At 63.3% G+C, this 18,634-nt stretch carries 11 protein-coding genes; 7 read left to right on the top strand and 4 right to left on the bottom strand.

Features of this window, described 5'->3' with window-relative positions:
• Window positions 1-7: 7 nt before the first annotated feature.
• From WC704_RS04515 to WC704_RS04505, 3 genes are all read left to right on the top strand, one after another.
• On the top strand, window positions 8-208 hold the full coding sequence (locus WC704_RS04515; protein WP_372888803.1) for a DUF2093 domain-containing protein: 201 nt from the start codon (window positions 8-10) through the stop codon (window positions 206-208).
• The gene (locus tag WC704_RS04510; protein WP_372888802.1) at window positions 205-1,143 is read left to right on the top strand and encodes a M23 family metallopeptidase; all 939 of its coding nucleotides are present in this window, start codon (window positions 205-207) and stop codon (window positions 1,141-1,143) included. Before WC704_RS04515 ends, WC704_RS04510 begins: the two co-directional genes overlap by 4 nt.
• A gap of 265 nt (window positions 1,144-1,408) precedes the next feature.
• The gene (locus WC704_RS04505; RefSeq protein WP_372888801.1) at window positions 1,409-4,576 is read left to right on the top strand and encodes a TonB-dependent receptor domain-containing protein; all 3,168 of its coding nucleotides are present in this window, start codon (window positions 1,409-1,411) and stop codon (window positions 4,574-4,576) included.
• An 85-nt stretch (window positions 4,577-4,661) separates the two neighbouring features.
• Here the strand turns inward: WC704_RS04505 and WC704_RS04500 are convergent, their stop codons facing one another.
• A complete protein-coding gene (locus WC704_RS04500) occupies window positions 4,662-6,317 on the bottom strand; it encodes a sulfotransferase (protein WP_372888800.1) in 1,656 nt (551 codons plus the stop codon).
• A gap of 314 nt (window positions 6,318-6,631) precedes the next feature.
• Window positions 6,632-7,696 (bottom strand): hypothetical protein, encoded by a 1,065-nt coding sequence (locus WC704_RS04495; RefSeq protein WP_372888799.1) that lies wholly within the window; start codon window positions 7,694-7,696, stop codon window positions 6,632-6,634.
• 60 nt (window positions 7,697-7,756) lie between these two features.
• Here WC704_RS04495 and WC704_RS04490 point away from each other — a divergent pair, with 60 nt between their 5' ends.
• Window positions 7,757-9,049, top strand: coding sequence for an aspartyl/asparaginyl beta-hydroxylase domain-containing protein (locus tag WC704_RS04490; protein WP_372888798.1), 1,293 nt, complete (start codon window positions 7,757-7,759; stop codon window positions 9,047-9,049).
• On the opposite strand, the gene WC704_RS04485 is transcribed toward WC704_RS04490, so the two are convergent.
• Window positions 9,039-10,070 carry a hypothetical protein gene (locus tag WC704_RS04485; protein WP_372888797.1) on the bottom strand — a complete coding sequence of 344 codons (1,032 nt, stop codon included), beginning with the start codon at window positions 10,068-10,070 and terminating at the stop codon, window positions 9,039-9,041. The genes WC704_RS04490 and WC704_RS04485 overlap by 11 nt on opposite strands.
• Here WC704_RS04485 and WC704_RS04480 point away from each other — a divergent pair.
• The gene (locus tag WC704_RS04480; RefSeq protein WP_372888796.1) at window positions 10,056-11,039 is read left to right on the top strand and encodes a TauD/TfdA family dioxygenase; all 984 of its coding nucleotides are present in this window, start codon (window positions 10,056-10,058) and stop codon (window positions 11,037-11,039) included. The genes WC704_RS04485 and WC704_RS04480 overlap by 15 nt on opposite strands.
• 71 nt (window positions 11,040-11,110) lie before the next feature.
• Here WC704_RS04480 and clpB read toward each other — a convergent pair whose 3' ends face one another.
• Entirely contained in the window at window positions 11,111-13,690 is a 2,580-nt protein-coding gene (gene clpB / locus WC704_RS04475; protein WP_372888795.1) for an ATP-dependent chaperone ClpB, read from the bottom strand.
• A gap of 217 nt (window positions 13,691-13,907) precedes the next feature.
• Between clpB and WC704_RS04470 the strand changes: the two genes are divergently transcribed.
• Together WC704_RS04470 and WC704_RS04465 are read left to right on the top strand one after the other, a co-directional pair.
• Window positions 13,908-16,271 carry a TonB-dependent receptor domain-containing protein gene (locus WC704_RS04470; RefSeq protein WP_372888794.1) on the top strand — a complete coding sequence of 788 codons (2,364 nt, stop codon included), beginning with the start codon at window positions 13,908-13,910 and terminating at the stop codon, window positions 16,269-16,271.
• A 166-nt stretch (window positions 16,272-16,437) separates the two neighbouring features.
• Complete coding sequence (locus tag WC704_RS04465) at window positions 16,438-18,579, top strand: penicillin acylase family protein (protein ID WP_372888793.1); 2,142 nt, start codon at window positions 16,438-16,440, stop codon at window positions 18,577-18,579.
• Window positions 18,580-18,634 lie beyond the last annotated feature (55 nt).

The following is an 18,634-nucleotide window of genomic DNA, read 5'->3' as shown; positions in this document are numbered from 1 at the left end:
CGCGCTTATGCTGATGTCCAACACCGATCGCCCTGCGCGGCTGCATTTCATGGCCAATGGTTTTCGTGTGCTCGCCCCCGGCGATCATGTTTTGTGCGCGGTGTCGGGGGCGCGGATCGCGCTCGACGATGTGCGCTATTGGAGTGTCGCGCGGCAGGAGGCCTATGCCAGCGCGGAAATCGCGACCGAGGCGATGGCATCGGAATGACGCGGCGCGGGCGGCTGGCGCGAACGGTTTGGGGAGCGATCGGGTCGGTGGCCCTGGTCGCCTTGGGCAGTTGTACCACCGCGCCCGAGCGCCCGACCGTGCAGCCGGTCAGCGCCCCCCCGGTCGCGCGCCGCGCCACGCCGCAGCCGCAGCGCGAGCCGCAGCGGATCAGCTTTAGCTATTCGGGCAGCTTGATCCAGGGCGGGCTGGTGATCGGCATCGCGCCGTCCAATACCAGTTTGTTGTCCTTCAACGGCGAAACCATCCCGGTCACGCCCGATGGACGTTTCCTGATCGCCTTTGACCGGGATGCCAAGCCGACGGCGAACCTGATCGCGACGCTCGATGACGGGCGCGTGGTGCGCGATACGCTCGGCATCGCGCCGCGCGGGTGGGACATTTCGCGGCTCAATTCCTTGCCCAAGATCCCCTTGCCGCAGCCCGAGTTCGATCGGTTGCGCCCCGCCGAGCTGGCGCAGATCAACGCGGCGCGGCGCGTTTCGTCGGATTCGCAAGGGTGGCGGCAGACCTTTCTGTGGCCGACCATCGGGCGGATTTCGACATTGTTCGGGTCGCAGCGGATCTACAAGAATGGCGAGGCGGGCTCCTATCATTCGGGCGTGGACGTGGCGAAGCCGACCGGCTCGGTTATCCTCGCGCCAGCCGATGGCGTGGTGATTTTGGCGAGCGACCATCCCTTCACACTGGAGGGCAATTTGCTGATGATCGATCACGGCATGGGGCTCAACACCGCTTTCCTGCATTTGTCGCGCATCGACGTGCGCGTGGGCGAGCGCGTCCGCCGTGGCCAGCCGGTTGCACTGTCAGGCATGACCGGACGCGCGACCGGCCCGCATTTGCATTGGAGCATGAAATGGCACGATGCGAAGATCGACCCGTTGCTGGTGGCGGGACCGATTCCGCGAACTGAGTGATTCGCTGCACGTCACGGCTTTGGTGGGACGAAGGGCCCTCCGTCAGAAAATTTGGCGCGGTGGCGGGATTGAGCCGAGTCGACCCATTGGCCATTTGTCGCCAATCAAGGACATGTATCAAAAACGTCACACACGCCACAATATTGCAGTTTTAATAGATTAGGCCGTTGCGGTTTCACCTCCAGGCATCATACCCATACCGCACCGTCCGACATCGATCGGGCACCGATAAAATTTGGTCGAAAAGGCCGAAATGGGGGTTTCCATGAAGACAAAGACACGGTCAATTTTACTTGGCTCCACCCTCTTCGCCAGTGCAGCTTTGGTGTCGACGCCCTCCTTTGCGCAAGTGGCACCCACCACGCCGCCAACCGATGCTGCGGCGCAACCAGCTCCGGCGGACACGACCGGCGCAGACATCGTCGTTACCGGCTCGCTGATCCGGAGCGCCAATTTGACGGCGTCCAGCCCGGTCGCGATCATTACTCGTGATGATATCGCGTTGCGGCAGAGCAATACGGCTGAAGAGTTGCTGCGCGATTTGCCGGGTGCGGTGCCGAGCATCGGTTCGGCGGTCAACAACGGCAATGGCGGCGCATCCTATGCCGACCTTCGCGGCCTCGGCAACTTCCGCAACGTGGTGTTGCTCGACGGTATTCGCGTCGCTCCGTCGAGTGTTGTCGGTCGCGTCGATCTCAATAACGTCCCGCTTGCGCTTGTTGAGCGTGTGGACACGCTGACCGGCGGTGCTGCCACCACTTACGGTGCCGACGCCGTCTCGGGCGTTATCAACTTCGTTACCCGCAAGGATTTTTCGGGGGTTGAGGTTTCGGCATCGAACCAGATTACCGAGAAAGGCGATGGCCATTATTTCCGCGGCGATGTAACGGTAGGCCACAATTTCTCGGATGGCCGTGGCAACGTCGTGTTGTCGGGTGGCTATCAGAAGTCGGACCCCATTTATCAGGGCGCTCGCCGGATTTCGCAAAACAACTATACCTCGACGACCGGCGCACAGGGTGGCTCGGGCACTACGGTGCCAGGGCGTTTCACGCTGGGATCGAGCTTTAACACGATCCAGCCGAGCAACGGCCAATTGCGGCCCTATAGCAGGTCGCAAGATGGGTTTAACTTCAACCCGTACAACATTTTCCAGACACCGTTCGAGCGTTACAACGTTTATGGCGCGGGCCATTATGACGTTTCCGACAAGATCGAAGTCTATGGTCGCGGCCTGTGGTCGCAGAATACAGTAGACACCATCATCGCGCCGTCGGGTGTGTTTGGTCAATTGCTGACTATTCCAGTCAGCAATCCGTATTTGCCGGCCGCCGCGCGTGCGCAATTCTGCGCCAATAACGATTTCGACCCCAACACTGCGGGCATTCAGACGCTCACCACGGCGCAGTGCGACGCAGCGGCAACGGCGACCAATCCCAACGATCCCAATTTCCGGAGCTTCACCACCACGGTTGGTCGGCGTACGACCGAAGTCGGGCCGCGCCTGTCGTCGTTCAAGACGAAGTTTTTCGATTTCCACGGCGGAGCCAAGTTCACCATTTCGCCGTCCCTCACGCTTGATGTGTCGGGCAGCTACGGTGAGTCGACCAACACGCAGACCCAGTCCAACTATGTGTTGATTTCGCGTTTGCGTAGCGCCGTTTATGCAACGAATACATCGACCTGCCTTGGCGCGTCGCCGGTTGTACCAAACCCGAATCCGGCGCTTCAGCCGCTTGCTGCGGCCGGTGCCCCGATCACGGCGGGTTCGGGCTGCGTGCCCGTCAACATCTTTGGCGCAGACGGGTCGATTTCGCCCAATCAGATTCCGTATTTGACGGCATCAGCGTTCACGTCGCAGGAAACGTCGCTTGCGCAGGCTCGCGCTTTGCTCAGCGGAGATGTTGGTATCAACACGCCGTGGGCGACGAAGTCGATTGGCTTCGCCGTCGGCGCCGAATATCGTAAATACACTGCGCGGCAGATCGCCGATGCTCTTTCCCAGACGGCTGGTGAACTCGGTGGCGCAGGCGGCGCGGTCCCGAACTATCGCGGCGCCTATGACGTCAAGGAAGTTTATGGCGAAGCGATCATTCCGCTCGTCGAGGACAAGCCTTTCGTCCGGAGCCTGACGCTTGAAACCGGCGCACGCTACTCGGCGTATTCGGTAGATGCGGCAGGTAGCCCGAAGTACGACACCTTTACTTACAAGGTAAATGGTACGTGGGAGCCTACCGGCGGTGTCAAGCTCCGCGGTGGTTTCCAACAGGCAGTTCGCGCTCCGAACATCGCGGAGTTGTTCTCTCCGTTAAACACCGGGTTGACCAACCTTGCCACCGATCCGTGCCGCGGCTCCAACCCGGCTACGCAATTGGGCAACGCGGCCTACAATGCCAATCTGGTGGCAGTGTGTCTCGCGCAGGGGGCCCCGGCGGCTTCGATCGGTTCGATCGCCAACCCAACCGCAGCGCAGGCGAACGCGACAACCGCTGGCGGCACGTATCTCCGTCCTGAAACATCCTACAGCTACAATATCGGCTTGGTGTTGAGCCCGTCTTACGTGCCTGGGTTGTCGATCACGGTCGATTATTACAATATCCGGGTTAAGAACGCGATTTCGCAGCCCGGACCGGGTGATCTTATCGCAGGGTGCTTCGGCGATAACAGCGGGAGCGCCGCGAACGTCAACAAGGCGGCTTGCGCGCTCTTTGGTCGCAATCCTGTTACCGGTGCGCTCGATGGCGATCCGGCAACGACCAGGGGTTTGATCTTCCCATCGTCCAACTCGGGCCGAATCGTGACCGATGGTATCGATCTTGGTGTAAACTATCGCCGCAATCTCGGTTTTGCGAAGCTTGCGCTGAGCTTCCTCGGCAACTGGACGCATCGCTCGCAATTCCAGGCGATTGTACCGGGCTCGATCATTCCGCCGGGTTACCCTGGCGCCGGTGGTAATTTCCCGGCGGTTGCCAATCGTGAGTGCATTGGGCTGTACGGCCAGAATTGCGGATCACCTGGTTCGGCTGGTCCGTCGTCTTCGCCGGGGTCGCTGCAGCCTGAATTTAGCTGGAGCCAGCGCTCCACGCTGACCTTCGGCCCCGCCGACTTCTCGGTTCTGTGGCGCCACATCAGCCCGTTGAACGTCGAGCCGGGCGTGACGACGTTCTCAGGGACGATTGGAACGGGCGCACTCGCTGGTGAAGTCGTCCATTTCGGACATATCAACGCGTATGACTATTTCGACTTCGCTACACGATTGAGCGTTGCGAAGAGCTTCCAGCTTACCGTTACGGTGACGAACCTGTTCAATCGTCAACCGCCGATCGTTGGCGGGACTGTTGGCTCGACCTCGTTCAACAGCGGCAATACCTACCCATCGACTTACGATGCGGTTGGCCGCCGCTTCTCGGTCGGCGCCACCGTCAAGTTCTGACGCTTTTGGAAGTACTTTAACGCGAGGGGCGGGTCGAATGGCCCGCCCCTTTTGTTTGGTCGTGCGTGGCGACCCAGATCGACGTCTAGGCGCCGGTGCCGAAGCGTTCGATCCAGGGTGACAATATCGGCAAAACCGGCGCCAACGGATCAGCATAGCGCCGCCATTGCCCGCCGCCATTGTACAGGCCCTTGCGAACCTGCGTTTCGCTCGCAGTGCGTACCCCGCGGTTTTGCGCGGTGCTGGCGAAGGCGGCGAAATCCTCGGTCCACGGAAGCCCGATAAATTCGGCGAGCGCCCGCACCGTCGGTTCAAAATCGCCGACCAACCGATCATACCGCACTTCGTGGTACGCAATTGGCAGCGTCTCGCACGCAAGGTCGATCAGCCGCATCAGCGCGTCATAATGGCGCGCGGTTTCCTCTAACTCGCTAAAGGCCCAGGCACCGGCTCCGGGCGTGAAGTTTACGCGGAAACAGCTCAATACAACGTCGCGCGGGTCACGGCGCATGATGACGAACCGCGCCTGCGGGAACAGCCGCGCAAGAATCGGCAGTTTGATGCCATTGAACGGGTTCATGTCGACCAGCACTTTGCCGTTTACCGCACCGCCAAGGGTCGCAACGCGTGTCCAATAGGCGGCGCGAAGGCGGTCAAGCAACGCCGGATCCAGCGCGTCGAGTGGCGGCATGGTTCCATCATTTGCCAGCAGTGCAGCATCACTTTCGACCAGCGTATCGCGTTCTTCGAGCGCGACGACATTCGGTGCGCTCGCCAGGACATTCTCGATCAACGTGGTTCCTGAGCGCGGATAGCCAAGCAGGAAGACGTGTGTCGCCGCAGCTCCGGGCACCGCCTCTGCTACGGGCAGCGCGGCGACCGTCCCGGTCGCGGCAACCTGTTCCCGGATCGCCTCGATAAAGGCGCGATGCGATGGACGACCGGGTTCCGGGGCGAGAACCGCACGATGCGCCTCGCGAAAGGAGGCTTGCGCCGCGCTATAGCAATCAAAGGCTTCGGCGGGGCGGTCCAGCCGGTCCAGCGCGTCGCCGAGCAAGGTCAGCGAGCGGGTACGATCATCAAGCGAGAGCCGCGTCTCCAGCAACGGGCGTAACAGCGCCTCCGCCCGCGCGCCATCGCGCGCCTCGACCGCGAGCAACGCCAGCGCGAACACCGCCGACGGTTCCTTCGGATTGAGTGCGAGGGCCGCGTTCGCATAGTGCCGGGCGGTTGCCGCGTCGCCGCGCCGCGCGGCTGCATCGCTCAACTTGCCGAGCGCCGGGGAAAGGGTTGGATCGAGCGTGAGCGCGCGCTGATAGCTGGCGGCGGCAGCGATGTCGTTGCGCTGCGCGTCGAGCACATATCCCCGCTCGAGCCAGGCCGCCGCGTGGCGTGGCTCGGCGGCGACGACGTCATCGAGGATGGCCAACGCTTCGTCCAGAAAGCCTTGCTTGCGCAGCACGGCACCAATCGAGCCAAGAATGGCCACGTCGCCGGGGCTGAGCGTCAACGCTCGTCGGAGCAGGGTGTGCGCCCCGCCAAAATCGCCCGCCTCTTCTTTTAGCCAGGCGCAAAGATTGAGAACCAGCGGATCGGCGCGCCCCGCTGCAAGTTCGCTTTCCGCCAGCTTCGCTGCCCGTTCGATATTGCCCGCTGCAAGCGCCTGTTCAAGCCCGGCGCGCGCACCAGCCGACACGGGGGCACCCGGAGTGCGTCGCCGTTTGATGACCCGGTTTGACATTGTTTCGGCGCGGTCCTTATCATCGATACGGCGCGGTGCCGTAATTTGTGAGGTCGTGATGCTGATCCTTCTCTTGATGTCACTCGCGAGCGTAGATTCCCAGCCCACGCCAGCCGCGACGCGTGCGAAACCGGACGCAAATTCGGCCGAAAAAGTCATTTGTCGGCGGTTTGCGGTTACAGGATCGCTGGTGGGAACCTACAAAGCCTGCAAGACGCAGCGCGAATGGGACCAGGAGCGGGACAATATCCGCGCGTCCGGACCCGGCTCCGAATCCTGCCGTAACGCGGCCAACGGGGGTCCATGCTGAGCGGTTAGCGCAGCAATGGTGCGGGGCTGTCCATCGCGATGCCCGCATTTGCCGCGACGATTTCGGCCCAGCGCGCCACTTTGTCGATTTCGTCGGCGTGGAGCGCGTCACCACGCTCCAATTCCGTAACCCGATCGCGCGAATCGAACGCGGCGCCGGTTTTGGAATGTGTCCGAAAGGCGGGACCCGCCGCAATTTCGGCGAGTCCGGCGGCGCCGAGCGGTCGCCCGGTGAGTTTGGCGAACGCTGCGAGCGCGGCCGCAGGGTCGGCCATCAACGTCGCGCTGTCGAGAGTGCGGATGCGTGCCGCGCCGAACTGAGCGACAAGCCGTGCGAACAGTTGCTGGTGCGCGAGCCACCCGACCGCCGCCACTTGCAAGTCGGTCTGGCCGAGATAGTCGCGCGGAGCGAATCCCAGATCGACCAGATTGTCGTCGAGCATTCCGGTCAACAGCGTGCGCACCCATAGCCGCCCGTCCAGGCCCTTGCGCGCGATCGATCCGAGATAGGTGCGCAACGGTGCATAAAGCAGCACAGCACAGGCATCGCCGCGCAACGCGAGGATCGCAGGCGCAAGGGCGTTCACCGCAGTCGATGGTTTTACGCACACCATTTCCCCGGGCCCGAACGGGCGAGACAGCAGGGTCAGGGCGTCGTTCAGAACGGCCGCCATATCGGGCCCCTGCCCGCCGCGTCGTCGCCAGCCAATGATGTCGTTCAGAATCACCGGTTCCTTCAGCCCCATCGACCAACCCGGGCGATCGAGCGCGCGCGCGAGGAGAGTCGAGCAGCAAAAGGCGGCGTGAAACAGGAAATGGACCGGCGCGGTCGGCGGTGCCGCGGCGATCGCATCGGCGCGGCGCACGACAAGCGGGGAGAGCCCGGCTGGCAGATATTCGTCGGTCAAAAAGGTCGCGCGGCGGTGCTCGGTGCGCGGTACGGGGAGCAAATGTACCGCATCGTGTCCGGGATCGTAGCGATGTGCGAGCCAGGCCGCATCGCGCGCGGCGGCTTCGATCGATAGTGGCGGCCTGGGCGGGCCGCCCGACAAGGGGGACGACGTCATCATGCCTGTTTGTTCAGGCGGGCCCGCGTTGTCTAGTCGGTTAGACGCCGATATGCAGGTCCGATGGACGATGCGCACATTCAGCGGATGCTTCAAACGGCGGTTCAGGAACGGCGCGCGGGTCGAATCGAAGCCGCGGTCGGATTGTTTCGCGATGTGCTGGCCAAGGCTGGCGAACATCCGATGGCGCTGAATGCGCTGGGGCTGCACGCCTTGACGCTGAACAGGTTCGAGGAAGCGATCGCTTTGTTCGATCGCGCGATCAAGGCTGATCCCGCCGCACCGGAACTCTGGATGAACCTTGCCCGGGCGCGCCGCGAGCAGGGGGACGATGGTGGCGAAGAGGCGGCGCTCAATGGCGCTCTGGCGATCGACCAGCGCCATTTCATGGCGTTGGTGCGGATGGCGGAGTTGCTCGAACGACGTGGGGACGAGACCGGCGCTGCGGACCATTGGAGCGGCGTATTGGCGATGGCACCGTCGATCGACGAACGGAGCCCCGCGCTCGAAGCGATGTTCGACCATGCGCGCAGCTATGTCCTTAGCCAGCGCGAGGCGTTCGGCAGTACGATCGATCGCGGTCTCGCCGACGCTCGCGATGCCATCGCGGCGGCGGATCGTCGTCGGGTTGACGCTTGTATCGATCATGCGCTGGGGCGGCGCGCGATTTACGCCAACACTTGCGCGGGGATGCATTTCCCCTTCCTTCCGGCGGAGGAATTTTTCCTGCGGGAACACTTTCCGTGGCTCGCCGAAATCGAGGCGAAAACGGATGTGATCCGCGCCGAACTGGAAGCGATCCTGGCCGGGGATGCGGCGGCGGTGCGCCCCTATGTCGCGATGCCGCCGGGGACACCGCAGAACAAATGGTCCGTGCTTGACCATTCGCTTGCCTGGGGGGCGCTGCATTTGTGGAAGGATGGGCGGCGTGACGATGCCGCCTGCGCGCGCGCGCCGCAGACGGCGGCGGCGGTGGAAGCGCTGCCGCTATCCGATTTGCCGCAACGGACGCCGACGGTGTTTTTTTCGCTGTTGCAGCCGGGTGCGCATTTGCCGGCGCATACCGGCGTCAGCAACGTTCGCGCGATCATCCATTTGCCGCTGATCGTCCCGCCGGGGTGCAGCTTCCGCGTCGGTGGCGAGACGCGCGAGTGGCGAGTGGGCGAGGCCTGGGCGTTTGACGATACGATCGATCATGAAGCGTGGAACCGATCGGACCAGTTGCGCGCCATCCTGATTTTCGACGTTTGGAACCCGTATATTACCCCGACCGAGCGCGACCTTTTGCGGCGCTTTTACGCAGTCGCTGCGGGCACGGACGGCGCGATGTCGCCCGCGCTTGGCGTCAGCGATTGAGCGCTGCCGCCACCAGCGCGGCATCGGGGCTGGGGTGCTTGGCATGGCGCGCGACCCAATCCTCGGCAATGGCGAGTTCGGGGGCGATCGCCGCTGCAACTTCGGCTGCCCGCGCCAGCCGCGCGGCATTGTCGAACGCGACGCTGGGGTTTTTGGAATAGGTCGAAAAGAGCGGTCCTGCGACAATTGCCTCGAACGCATTCGGCGCAATCGGTATGCCGAGATGGGCGGCGGCGTTTTTTAACACGGGTACGGGGTCGTTGAACAAGAACTCGGCATTCAGCGCGCGCGCGTTCGGCATTGCGGCCAGTGTCGCCGTGAAGGCTTCGACCTGGGCCAGCCACAAGGCGGCGGCGCGTTCGGCATCGCCAAGCGCCGACCAGTCGCCGACATAAGGGGCCAATTGCGTGGTGACATTGCGCACCCAGCCGCGATGGTTTTCGTTGCGCAGGATGGCCAGCAGATAGGCGCGCAGCGGCAGGTAGAGCAGCACCGCGCGCGCTGCCCCATCCGCCGCAGCCAAATGCGGCAACAGGAAATTGACCGGTACATTGGCCTTGACCAGCGTCGGCGCATCGGCGCGGTAGCGCTTGCCGAGCATCGCGAGCACCAGCGGAAGCCGCGCCGGCAGGCCGTGGATTGCGGTTTGCCGCAAGGTCAGCGGTTCGCGCAGCACGAGGCTGGCGTTCGGATCATCGAGCGCGCGGGCGAGCAAGGTCGATCCACAATGCGCCATGTGGAAAATCCACGACGTCGGCTGCGCTGGTGAACCGCGCGCCGCCAATTCGGAAATCGGCAGGGCCATGCTCTGCTCGGCCGCCGGCGAAATGCGATGATCGAGAAAGATCGATCGGTGATAGGCCGCGCGGTCCATCGGCACGAACACCGCCTTTTCGCCGTCGAACGACTGCAAATAGTGATCGGGCGAGGCGAAGAGATCATCGAAGGTCAAAGGCACGTTTGGGCTATAGCGTGTCGTGCCGTTGGCGGCTATCCCCGCTGCATCATGCCCGACATCCATTTGCCCGCTCTTTATCAGCCGCATGTCGTGATCGAAGCGACTGGTGAAACGTCGATCCTGGACCTCGACAAGGCGCAGATCATCGACCTGTACAAAACGCATGGCGCGGTGCTGTTCAGCGGGTTCGGCGTGGATGCTGCGGGTTTTGGGGCGTTCGCGAAGCAGTTTTGCGCGACCTCGGTGGTGAATGAAAGTCCGGGGCGACAGCCGATCGACGCTGCGGCGAATGTGTTCACGGTCGATGGGGGCAACGCCGCGTTTTCCTTGCATCCGGAATTGTCGCGTGAGCCGTGGAAGCCCGACGTTGCCTTTTTCGGGTGTCTGGTCGCGCCCCGCACGGGCGGGCGGACGACGATTTGCGATGGCGTCGCCCTGGTTCGCGAAATGCCCGATGTGGTGCGTCGCGGGCTTGCGCAGCGGCGTTTGTTGTACATCAAACCAACCTGGCCGTCCCTGCTCGAGTATTGGCTGGGCACGCCCGAACCGAGCGATGCGCAACTGGCCTCTCCGCCGCCCGAATGTCCCTATTTTTTCCGGCGCTATCCCGATAGCGGCATCTTGCGGGTGTTCAGTCGCCCCGCGCTCCACAAACCGATGTTCATCGACCAGCCCGCTTTTGGCAATTTTCTGCTGTTCGCGCGCTTTAACCACGGTCGGCCCGATCATCCGGTGCTGGATGACGGATATGAAGTGCCCGAGGCGTGGCTACAGGCGATCCGGATGACCGGGGAGCAGCTCAGCGCGGAAATCGAGTGGAATGTCGGCGATCTGTTGATGGTCGACAATACGCGTTTCATGCACGGTCGCACGGCGATCACCGATACGGCGGAGCGCGTTATTTTGACCTATTTCGGCTATCTCGATTTCGCGATCCCCGACCCGGAAGAGCCCGTGAACGCGATCTGGCGGCGCGTGGATTTCGAACCTCCGCTGCGCCCGGACCATCCGCGGTTCAAGGATGCTGGCTGAGGCTTGAACAGCAGCGGCGTAGCGCGGCGAAAAGGGGCGGCGGATCGTTCGATCCGTCGCCCCTGTTCCTATCACTCGACGGTCAACTCCAGCTTCCCGTCGCCTTCCTCAACCCGCACCGTCGCGCCGTCCTTCACGCTGCCACGCAGGATCAGGTCGGCGAGCGGGTCCTGCAGATAGCGCTGCACCGCGCGTTTCAGCGGTCGCGCGCCATAGACCGGGTCATACCCCACGCGGCCCAGCCACGCTCGCGCGGCATCGGTCAAGTCGAGCGTCACCTTGCGTTCGCCCAAGAGCGTCGCGATGCGCTGCACCTGGATATCGACGATCGGCGCCATCTCCGCTTGCCCGAGCCGGTGGAACAGCACGATCTCGTCGAGCCGGTTGAGGAATTCGGGGCGGAAATGCCCGCGCACGATCTCCATCACTTGCGGCTCGACGCTCGCGACATCCTCGCCTTCGCCCAAGGTCGTCAGCACCTGGCTGCCGAGGTTGGAGGTCAGCACGATGATCGTGTTGGTGAAGTCGACCGTGCGGCCCTGGCCATCGGTCAGCCGCCCGTCGTCGAGCACCTGCAGCAGGATGTTGAACACATCACCATGCGCTTTCTCGACCTCGTCGAACAACACCACCTGATAGGGCCGCCGCCGCACCGCCTCGGTCAGCACGCCGCCTTCCTCATAACCGACATAGCCGGGAGGCGCGCCGATCAGCCGCGCGACCGCATGCTTTTCCATGAACTCGCTCATGTCGATGCGCACCATCGCGGTCGGGTCATCGAACAGGAATTCGGCGAGCGCCTTGGTCAGCTCGGTCTTGCCGACGCCGGTTGGCCCGAGGAACAGGAACGAACCGAGCGGGCGGTTGGGGTCCTGCAACCCCGCGCGCGCGCGCCGCACGGCGGTGGAGACCGCGCGGATCGCATTTTGCTGGCCGATCACGCGCTTGCCGATCGTCGCTTCCATCTGGAGCAATTTGTCGCGCTCACCCTCCAGCATCCGCTCGACCGGAATGCCGGTCCAGCGTGCGACGACCCCGGCAATGTCTTCGGCGGTGACTTCCTCGCGCAGCATGGCGCCCTTGGTCGCGCCCGCTGCCGCGTCCAATTGCCGTTGCAGTTCGGGGATGCGCCCGTAGGACAGCTCACCCGCCTTGGCGAGATCGCCGCTGCGCTGCGCCTGGTCGAGTTCGAGCCGGGCGGCGTCGAGTTGCTCCTTCAACCGGGCTTCGGCGGAGATCTTGTCCTTCTCGGCCTGCCAGCGCGTGGTCAGCTCGCTCGATTGCTGTTCGAGATTAGCGAGTTCGCCGTCGAGCTTCACCAGCCGGTCGTGTGACGCTTCGTCGCTTTCGCGCTTCAACGCCTCGCGCTCGATCTTGAGCTGGATGATCCGCCGGTCGAGGATTTCGATTTCCTCGGGCTTGCTCTCCACCTCCATGCGGATGCGGCTGGCGGCCTCGTCCATCAGATCGATCGCCTTGTCGGGCAGGAAGCGGTCGGTGATGTAGCGGTTGGACAGCGTCGCCGCTGCGACGATCGCCGCATCGGTGATGCGCACGCCGTGGTGCAGCTCATACTTCTCCTTGAGCCCGCGCAGGATCGAGATCGTGTCGGGCACGGTCGGCTCGCCCACGAACACCGGCTGGAAGCGGCGCTGGAGGGCTGCGTCCTTCTCGACATATTTGCGATATTCATCGAGCGTGGTCGCGCCGACGCAGTGCAGTTCGCCGCGCGCGAGTGCGGGCTTCAGCAGATTGCCCGCATCCATCGCGCCCTCGGATTTGCCCGCGCCGATCAACTGGTGCATCTCATCGATGAACAGGACGATGTCGCCCTCGGCGGCCTTCACCTCGTCGAGCACGCCCTTGAGCCGCTCCTCAAACTCACCACGATATTTGGCACCCGCGATCAGCGAGCCCATGTCGAGCGACATCAGACGGCGGTCTTTCAGCGTATCGGGCACGTCGCCATTGGCGATGCGCAGCGCGAGGCCCTCGGCGATGGCGGTCTTGCCGACACCGGGTTCGCCGATCAGCACCGGATTGTTCTTGGTGCGGCGTGCGAGAATCTGGATCGTGCGGCGGATTTCCTCGTCGCGGCCGATCACCGGGTCTAGCTTGCCGTCGCGTGCCGCCTGCGTCAGGTCGCGCGCGAATTTCTTGAGCGCATCAAACTTGTCCTCAGCGCCGGCGCTGTCGGCGACGCGCCCGTTGCGGACCTGCTCGATTGCGGCGTTGAGCGCCTCTGGGGTGACACCCGCAGTCTTGAGCGCCTTGCCCGCAGTGCTGTTGAGCGACAGCGCAAGCGCGACGAGCAACCGTTCGACGGTAACAAAGGAATCGCCCGATTTGGTGGCGATTTGTTCGGCCTGGTCGAGCACGCGCACCGCATCATTGTCGAGCCCCGGGGTCGCTTGCGCGCCGCTGCCCGACACAGCGGGGATTTTGGACAGTGCGAGGTCGGTTTCGGTCGCCGCGCGCTTGGCGTCACCGCCACTTGCCGCGATCAGGCCAGATGCCATGCCCTGCTCATCCTCAAGCAATGCCTTGAGGATATGTTCGGGGGCGATGCGCTGATGGCTCATGCGGATCGCCACGGTTTGCGCCGATTGCAGGAAGCCTTTGGCGCGATCAGTGAATTTCTCGATGTTCATATGGAAGTATCCCTCCTTCTTCCCGTCCGATGTAGTGTTGCACTTATGCAACACAAGGGCCGCTGGCATCTGTTTCGCGTGCGCATTGTGTAGCGAAAAATCGTGTCATCGACTTGACACGGAATTTACGTATTTCCGCAACGCAGCATGGCTAGGCCGCCCCCGACAGGGCGCGGGGAGTAGCGCCTTCAAAAAACAATCATTTTGGGGATCGCTCATGCGCCGTTTCACGTTGTATTTGCTCGCTGGTGCTGCCGTCGCATGGCCGCTCGCCGCCTCCGCCCGCGACGTGACCGCCGCTCCGGCACCCGATGCGCCGCCACCCGCCGCCGCGCCCGCGCCTGACGAATCCGATACCGCCAAAGACATCGTCGTTTATGGTCGCGGCAGCAGCCGCCAGTTGACCGAAATCGGCGCGACCAAGCTGCAGGAGTTCGTACCGGGTTCCAGCCCGCTCAAGGCGCTGCAAGAACTGCCGGGTGTCAATTTCAACTCGGCGGACGGTCTGGGCGGTTATGAATATGGCGTGCGGATCAGCATTCGCGGGTTCAATCAGGGGCAACTTGGCTACACGCTCGACGGTATTCCGCTGGGCGACCTTGCTTATGGCAATTACAACGGCCTGACGGTCAGCCGGGCGATCATCAACGAAAATCTGGGCACCATCCGGGTGTCGCAGGGCGCGGGGTCGCTCGGCACGCCGTCGACCAACAATCTTGGCGGCACGATCGAGTTTTCGTCGAACCAGCCGGCGGACAAGCTTGGCGCCATCGGTGCGCTCTCGGGCGGTTCGAACAGCTTCTTTCGCGGTTATGCGCGGATCGATACCGGCGAATTGTTCGGCATCGGCACCAAGGCGGCGATCACTTATGTCCATCAGGATGCCGATAAATATAAGGGTTCGGGCATCCGCCGCACCAACCAGTTCAATTTCAAGGTGGTGCAACCGCTCGGCGCGGCCACGCTGACCGCCTTCGTCAACATTTCCGATCGCCGCGAACAGGACGACCAGGATCTGTCGTTTGATCTGATCGCCCGGCGCGGGTTGAACAGCGATTACTTCGCGCCCGATTTCCGCAGCGCGGTGCTTGCCGCGCAGATTGGCGCTAATCGGGGTGAAACCGGTCAGCCGGTCACCAACGCGGCGGCGGGTACATCCTATGCGGTGTTGCCCTATGCCAATGTAACCACGGTCGATGACCTTTATTATGCCGGTTCGGGCTTGCGCCAGGATCAGTTGACCGGCGCGACGCTGACGGTTCCCGTTGGCCAGGTGTTCGATTTTACCGCCACTGGTTATTACCACCACAACCGGGGGCAGGGCGATTTCTACACGCCGTATCTCGCCACGCCGGGCGGTGCACCGCTGTCGTTGCGGACGACCGAATACAGTATCTATCGCAAGGGCGGCATCGCCAATTTCAACCTGAATCTGGGCACGCACAAGATCAATGGCGGCGTCTGGTATGAGCGCAACGATTTTGGCCAGGCACGCCGCTTCTACGGGCTGGCCAACAACGTCAACGCGCCGTCGCTGTCGCCAACGGTCTTTCTTGCAGCCGACACCGCCTTCTTCACGCAGTGGCAGTATCAGTTCGCCACCGACACGGTGCAGACGCACATTCAGGACAGTTGGCAGATCACCAGCGACCTGAACGTCAACGCCGGTTTCAAGTCGGTGTTCGTAAAGGACAATGTCAACACCGTGATCGCGGCCTTTGCCAGCCAGCGGATCAATGGCGGCTTCCGCTCCGACAATGCTTTCCTGCCGCAGGCGGGTGTCCTGTATAAGGGCATCGATCATCTCGAACTGTTCGGAAACTTCGCCAAGAATTTCCGTCCCTTCGGCGCCGCAATCACCGCCTTGTCGCCGTTCGCCGCGCAGTCCCAGGCGGCGATCGACCTGACGCGTGCAGGGGGTATCAAGCCGGAAACATCGTACACGTATGAACTGGGCAGCCGCTTCCAGTTCCCGCGCCTGTCGGGCGTTGTGTCGGCTTATTACATCGATTTCCGTGATCGTCTGGGCGTGTTGCCGCAGGGCGCGCAGATCCAGGGCATTCCCGGCGTGGTCGCCAATCTGGGTGGCGTGCGCAGCGTGGGTGTGGAAGTCGCGGCGACGTACAAGCTGCTCGACAATGTTCGTTTGACCGGCACCTATTCGTACAATGACTCGCGCTTCCGTTCGGACGTGCCCGGTGCCAACGGCACCGTGCTGGTGGCCACGCGCGACAAGATCGTGCCCGATGCGCCGCAGCACCTGCTGAAGGGCGATATCAACATCTCGCAAGGCGGGTTCTATGGCACGCTGACCGGGATATTCCAGAGCAAGCGCTATGTGACGCTGGAAAACGATCGGTCGGTGCCGGATCGTTTCCTGGCCGATTTGTCGGCGGGATACAGCTTTTCGGGCAATCGCCTGCTCAACGCGCTGTCGCTGGAACTGAATGTGACCAATCTGTTCGACAAGAAGTATATTGCCGTCATCAACTCGGGCGGCACGGTGGCGCGCGGCGACAATCAGACGCTGCTGAGCGGTGCGCCGCGTCAGGTCTATGTAACGCTCAAGGCGCGGCTCTAACGTGCGCTCTCCTGCGTAAGCAGGAACCCAGGGTTGCAAGCGGTCCGCTCGTAACCCTGGGCCCCCGCTGTCGTGGGAAAGCGGCAAGCGGGGCAACAAACAATCCCCTCGTCTCGGCCTGATCGTCCCGCTACACCTTGCCGCAAACAATAAGAGGGCAGGGTGGATGCGGGGATTGCGGCGGGTGCTGGCCGGGTTTGGCGTGCTGGTGTTGGTGGCGGGTGTCGGGCTTGCCATGTGGGAGCCGCTGGTCGCGATCCGCGTCACGCCGCCACCCGCCCACCATTATGACAGCGTCATCGCCCGCGACACGTTCGGCGTGCCCCATATCTTCGGCAAGACCGATCCCGATGTCGCATATGGCGTGGCCTATGCCCATGCCGAGGATGATTTCGCGACGCTGCAGGAAGCGATCGCGATGGCGCGCGGGCGGTTGGGCGCGCTCCAGGGCGCGGACGGGGCCAAGGTCGACTATACCTTGCACTTGCTCGGCGCGCGCGAAACCGCGCAGCGCGATTATCTGAAACAGCCAGCCGATGTGCGTGCGCTGCTCGATGCCTATGCCAGCGGGCTCAACGCTTATGCGCGGCGGCATCCGGGTGAAATCCGCCTCGCGCGGCTGTTCCCGGCCAATGGCGAGGATATTGCGACGGGCTTCGTACTGCGCACGCCGTTCTTCTTCGGGCTCGATCAGACGCTCGGCGCATTGGCGGGCGATACGCCGCTGCCGCGCGAAAGTGCCGGGGCGGTGCCCGATAGCCCTGACCCTGCGGCTTTGCCCGCGACGGGCGAGGCAATGCCCAATGGCTCGAACGCCTTTGTCGTTGGCCCGAAACGTTCGGCGGATGGCTTCACGCGCGTGATCGCCAATTCGCATCAGCCGTGGACCGGCCCGGTCGCATGGTATGAACTGAGCGTGCAATCGGGCACGGGCTGGCATTTCTCGGGCGCGACCTTTCCCGGCGTGCCGTTCCCGGTGCTCGGGCATAACGAACATCTCGGCTGGACCAACACCGTCAACCGCCCCGATTTGACCGATGTGTACAAATTGGTGCTCGATGCCGCTGGCACGCACTATCGCTTCGACGGGGCGTGGCGCCCGTTGCACGCGCAGCGCGTGTGGCTGAAGGTGCGCTTCGGCCCGTTCGTGCTGCCGGTCCCCAAAATGGCGTATCGCGCGGTGCAGGGGCCGGTGATCGTCAACAAAAGCGGGGCCTATGCGATCCGTTATGCCGGTGCCGACCAGCTCCGCATGATCGAGGAATATTACCGCCTCACCCGCGCGCGCGATTTTGCCGAATGGCAGAAGGCGCTGGCGATCCAGGGCGTGCCCGCGACCAATTTTCTGTACGGCGACGCGCACGGTAATATCGCCTATTTCTACAATGCCAGCTTTCCCAACCGGAAGCCCGGCTTCGATTATCGCCACGTCCTGCCCGGCGACACCTCGCGCGATCTTGCCTGGGGCACGGTGCCGTTCGCGCAAGTGCCGCGCAATGTGAACCCAGCCTCAGGCTTTCTGGTCAACGCCAACAACACTCCGTTCCAGGCGGCGGGGGCGGGGTCGGAACTCAAACCCGGCGATTATTCGCCGCTGCTCGGCATCGAAACCGACACCACCAATCGCGGCACCCGCGCGGTCGAGCTGATGGGCGCGCATCCCTCGATCAGCGCGGAGGATTTGCGGCGCATCAAATACGATACCGGCATCAGTCGGCTGAGCTGGGCGGCGCGCTGGTATGGCGACATCGCCCGCGTCGATGCGCGGGGCGATGCGCAACTGGCGCAGGCACAGGCGTTGCTCAAGCGCTGGAACTGGGATTTCGACGGCCATCATGCCGGGCAGGCGCTGGCGGCGATCCTGCTGCGCACGGGGATGCGATGGCATTACCCGCGCCGCGCCGAGCTTGATCCGCGCGATGCGCTGGTAAAGGCGGCGGGGTATCTGCAGCGGCATTTCGGCACGCTCGATCCGCCGCTCGGCACGCTGCTGCGACTGCGGCATGGCGCGGTCGATTTGCCGCTCGACGGTGCGCCCGATGTGTTGCGCGCGGCCTCGACCTGGGACGAAGCCGAGGACGGGCGGCTGGCGGTGAAGCACGGCGACAGCTTCATCATGTTCATGACATGGGACAAGGCCGGGCGCGTCAGTTCGGAGTCGGTGCAGCCCTATGGCGCGGCGACCACACGGCCGGATTCGCCGCATTATACCGATCAGGCGCCGCTGTTCGTCGCGCACAAGACCAAACCGGTGCTGTTCTGGGCGGACGCGCTGCGGCACCATGTCGAGCGTGTATATCGACCGTGACGGATTGTAACGGCACCCGCCACTGCTATACTTAATCAGTACAGTCGTTTACCAA

The sequence above is a fragment of the Sphingomonas sp. genome (assembly GCF_041661885.1).
Taxonomy (GTDB): Bacteria; Pseudomonadota; Alphaproteobacteria; order Sphingomonadales; family Sphingomonadaceae; genus Sphingomonas.
Note: the sequence above shows the minus strand (reverse complement) of the source record. Positions and strands in the feature narration are given on the sequence as shown.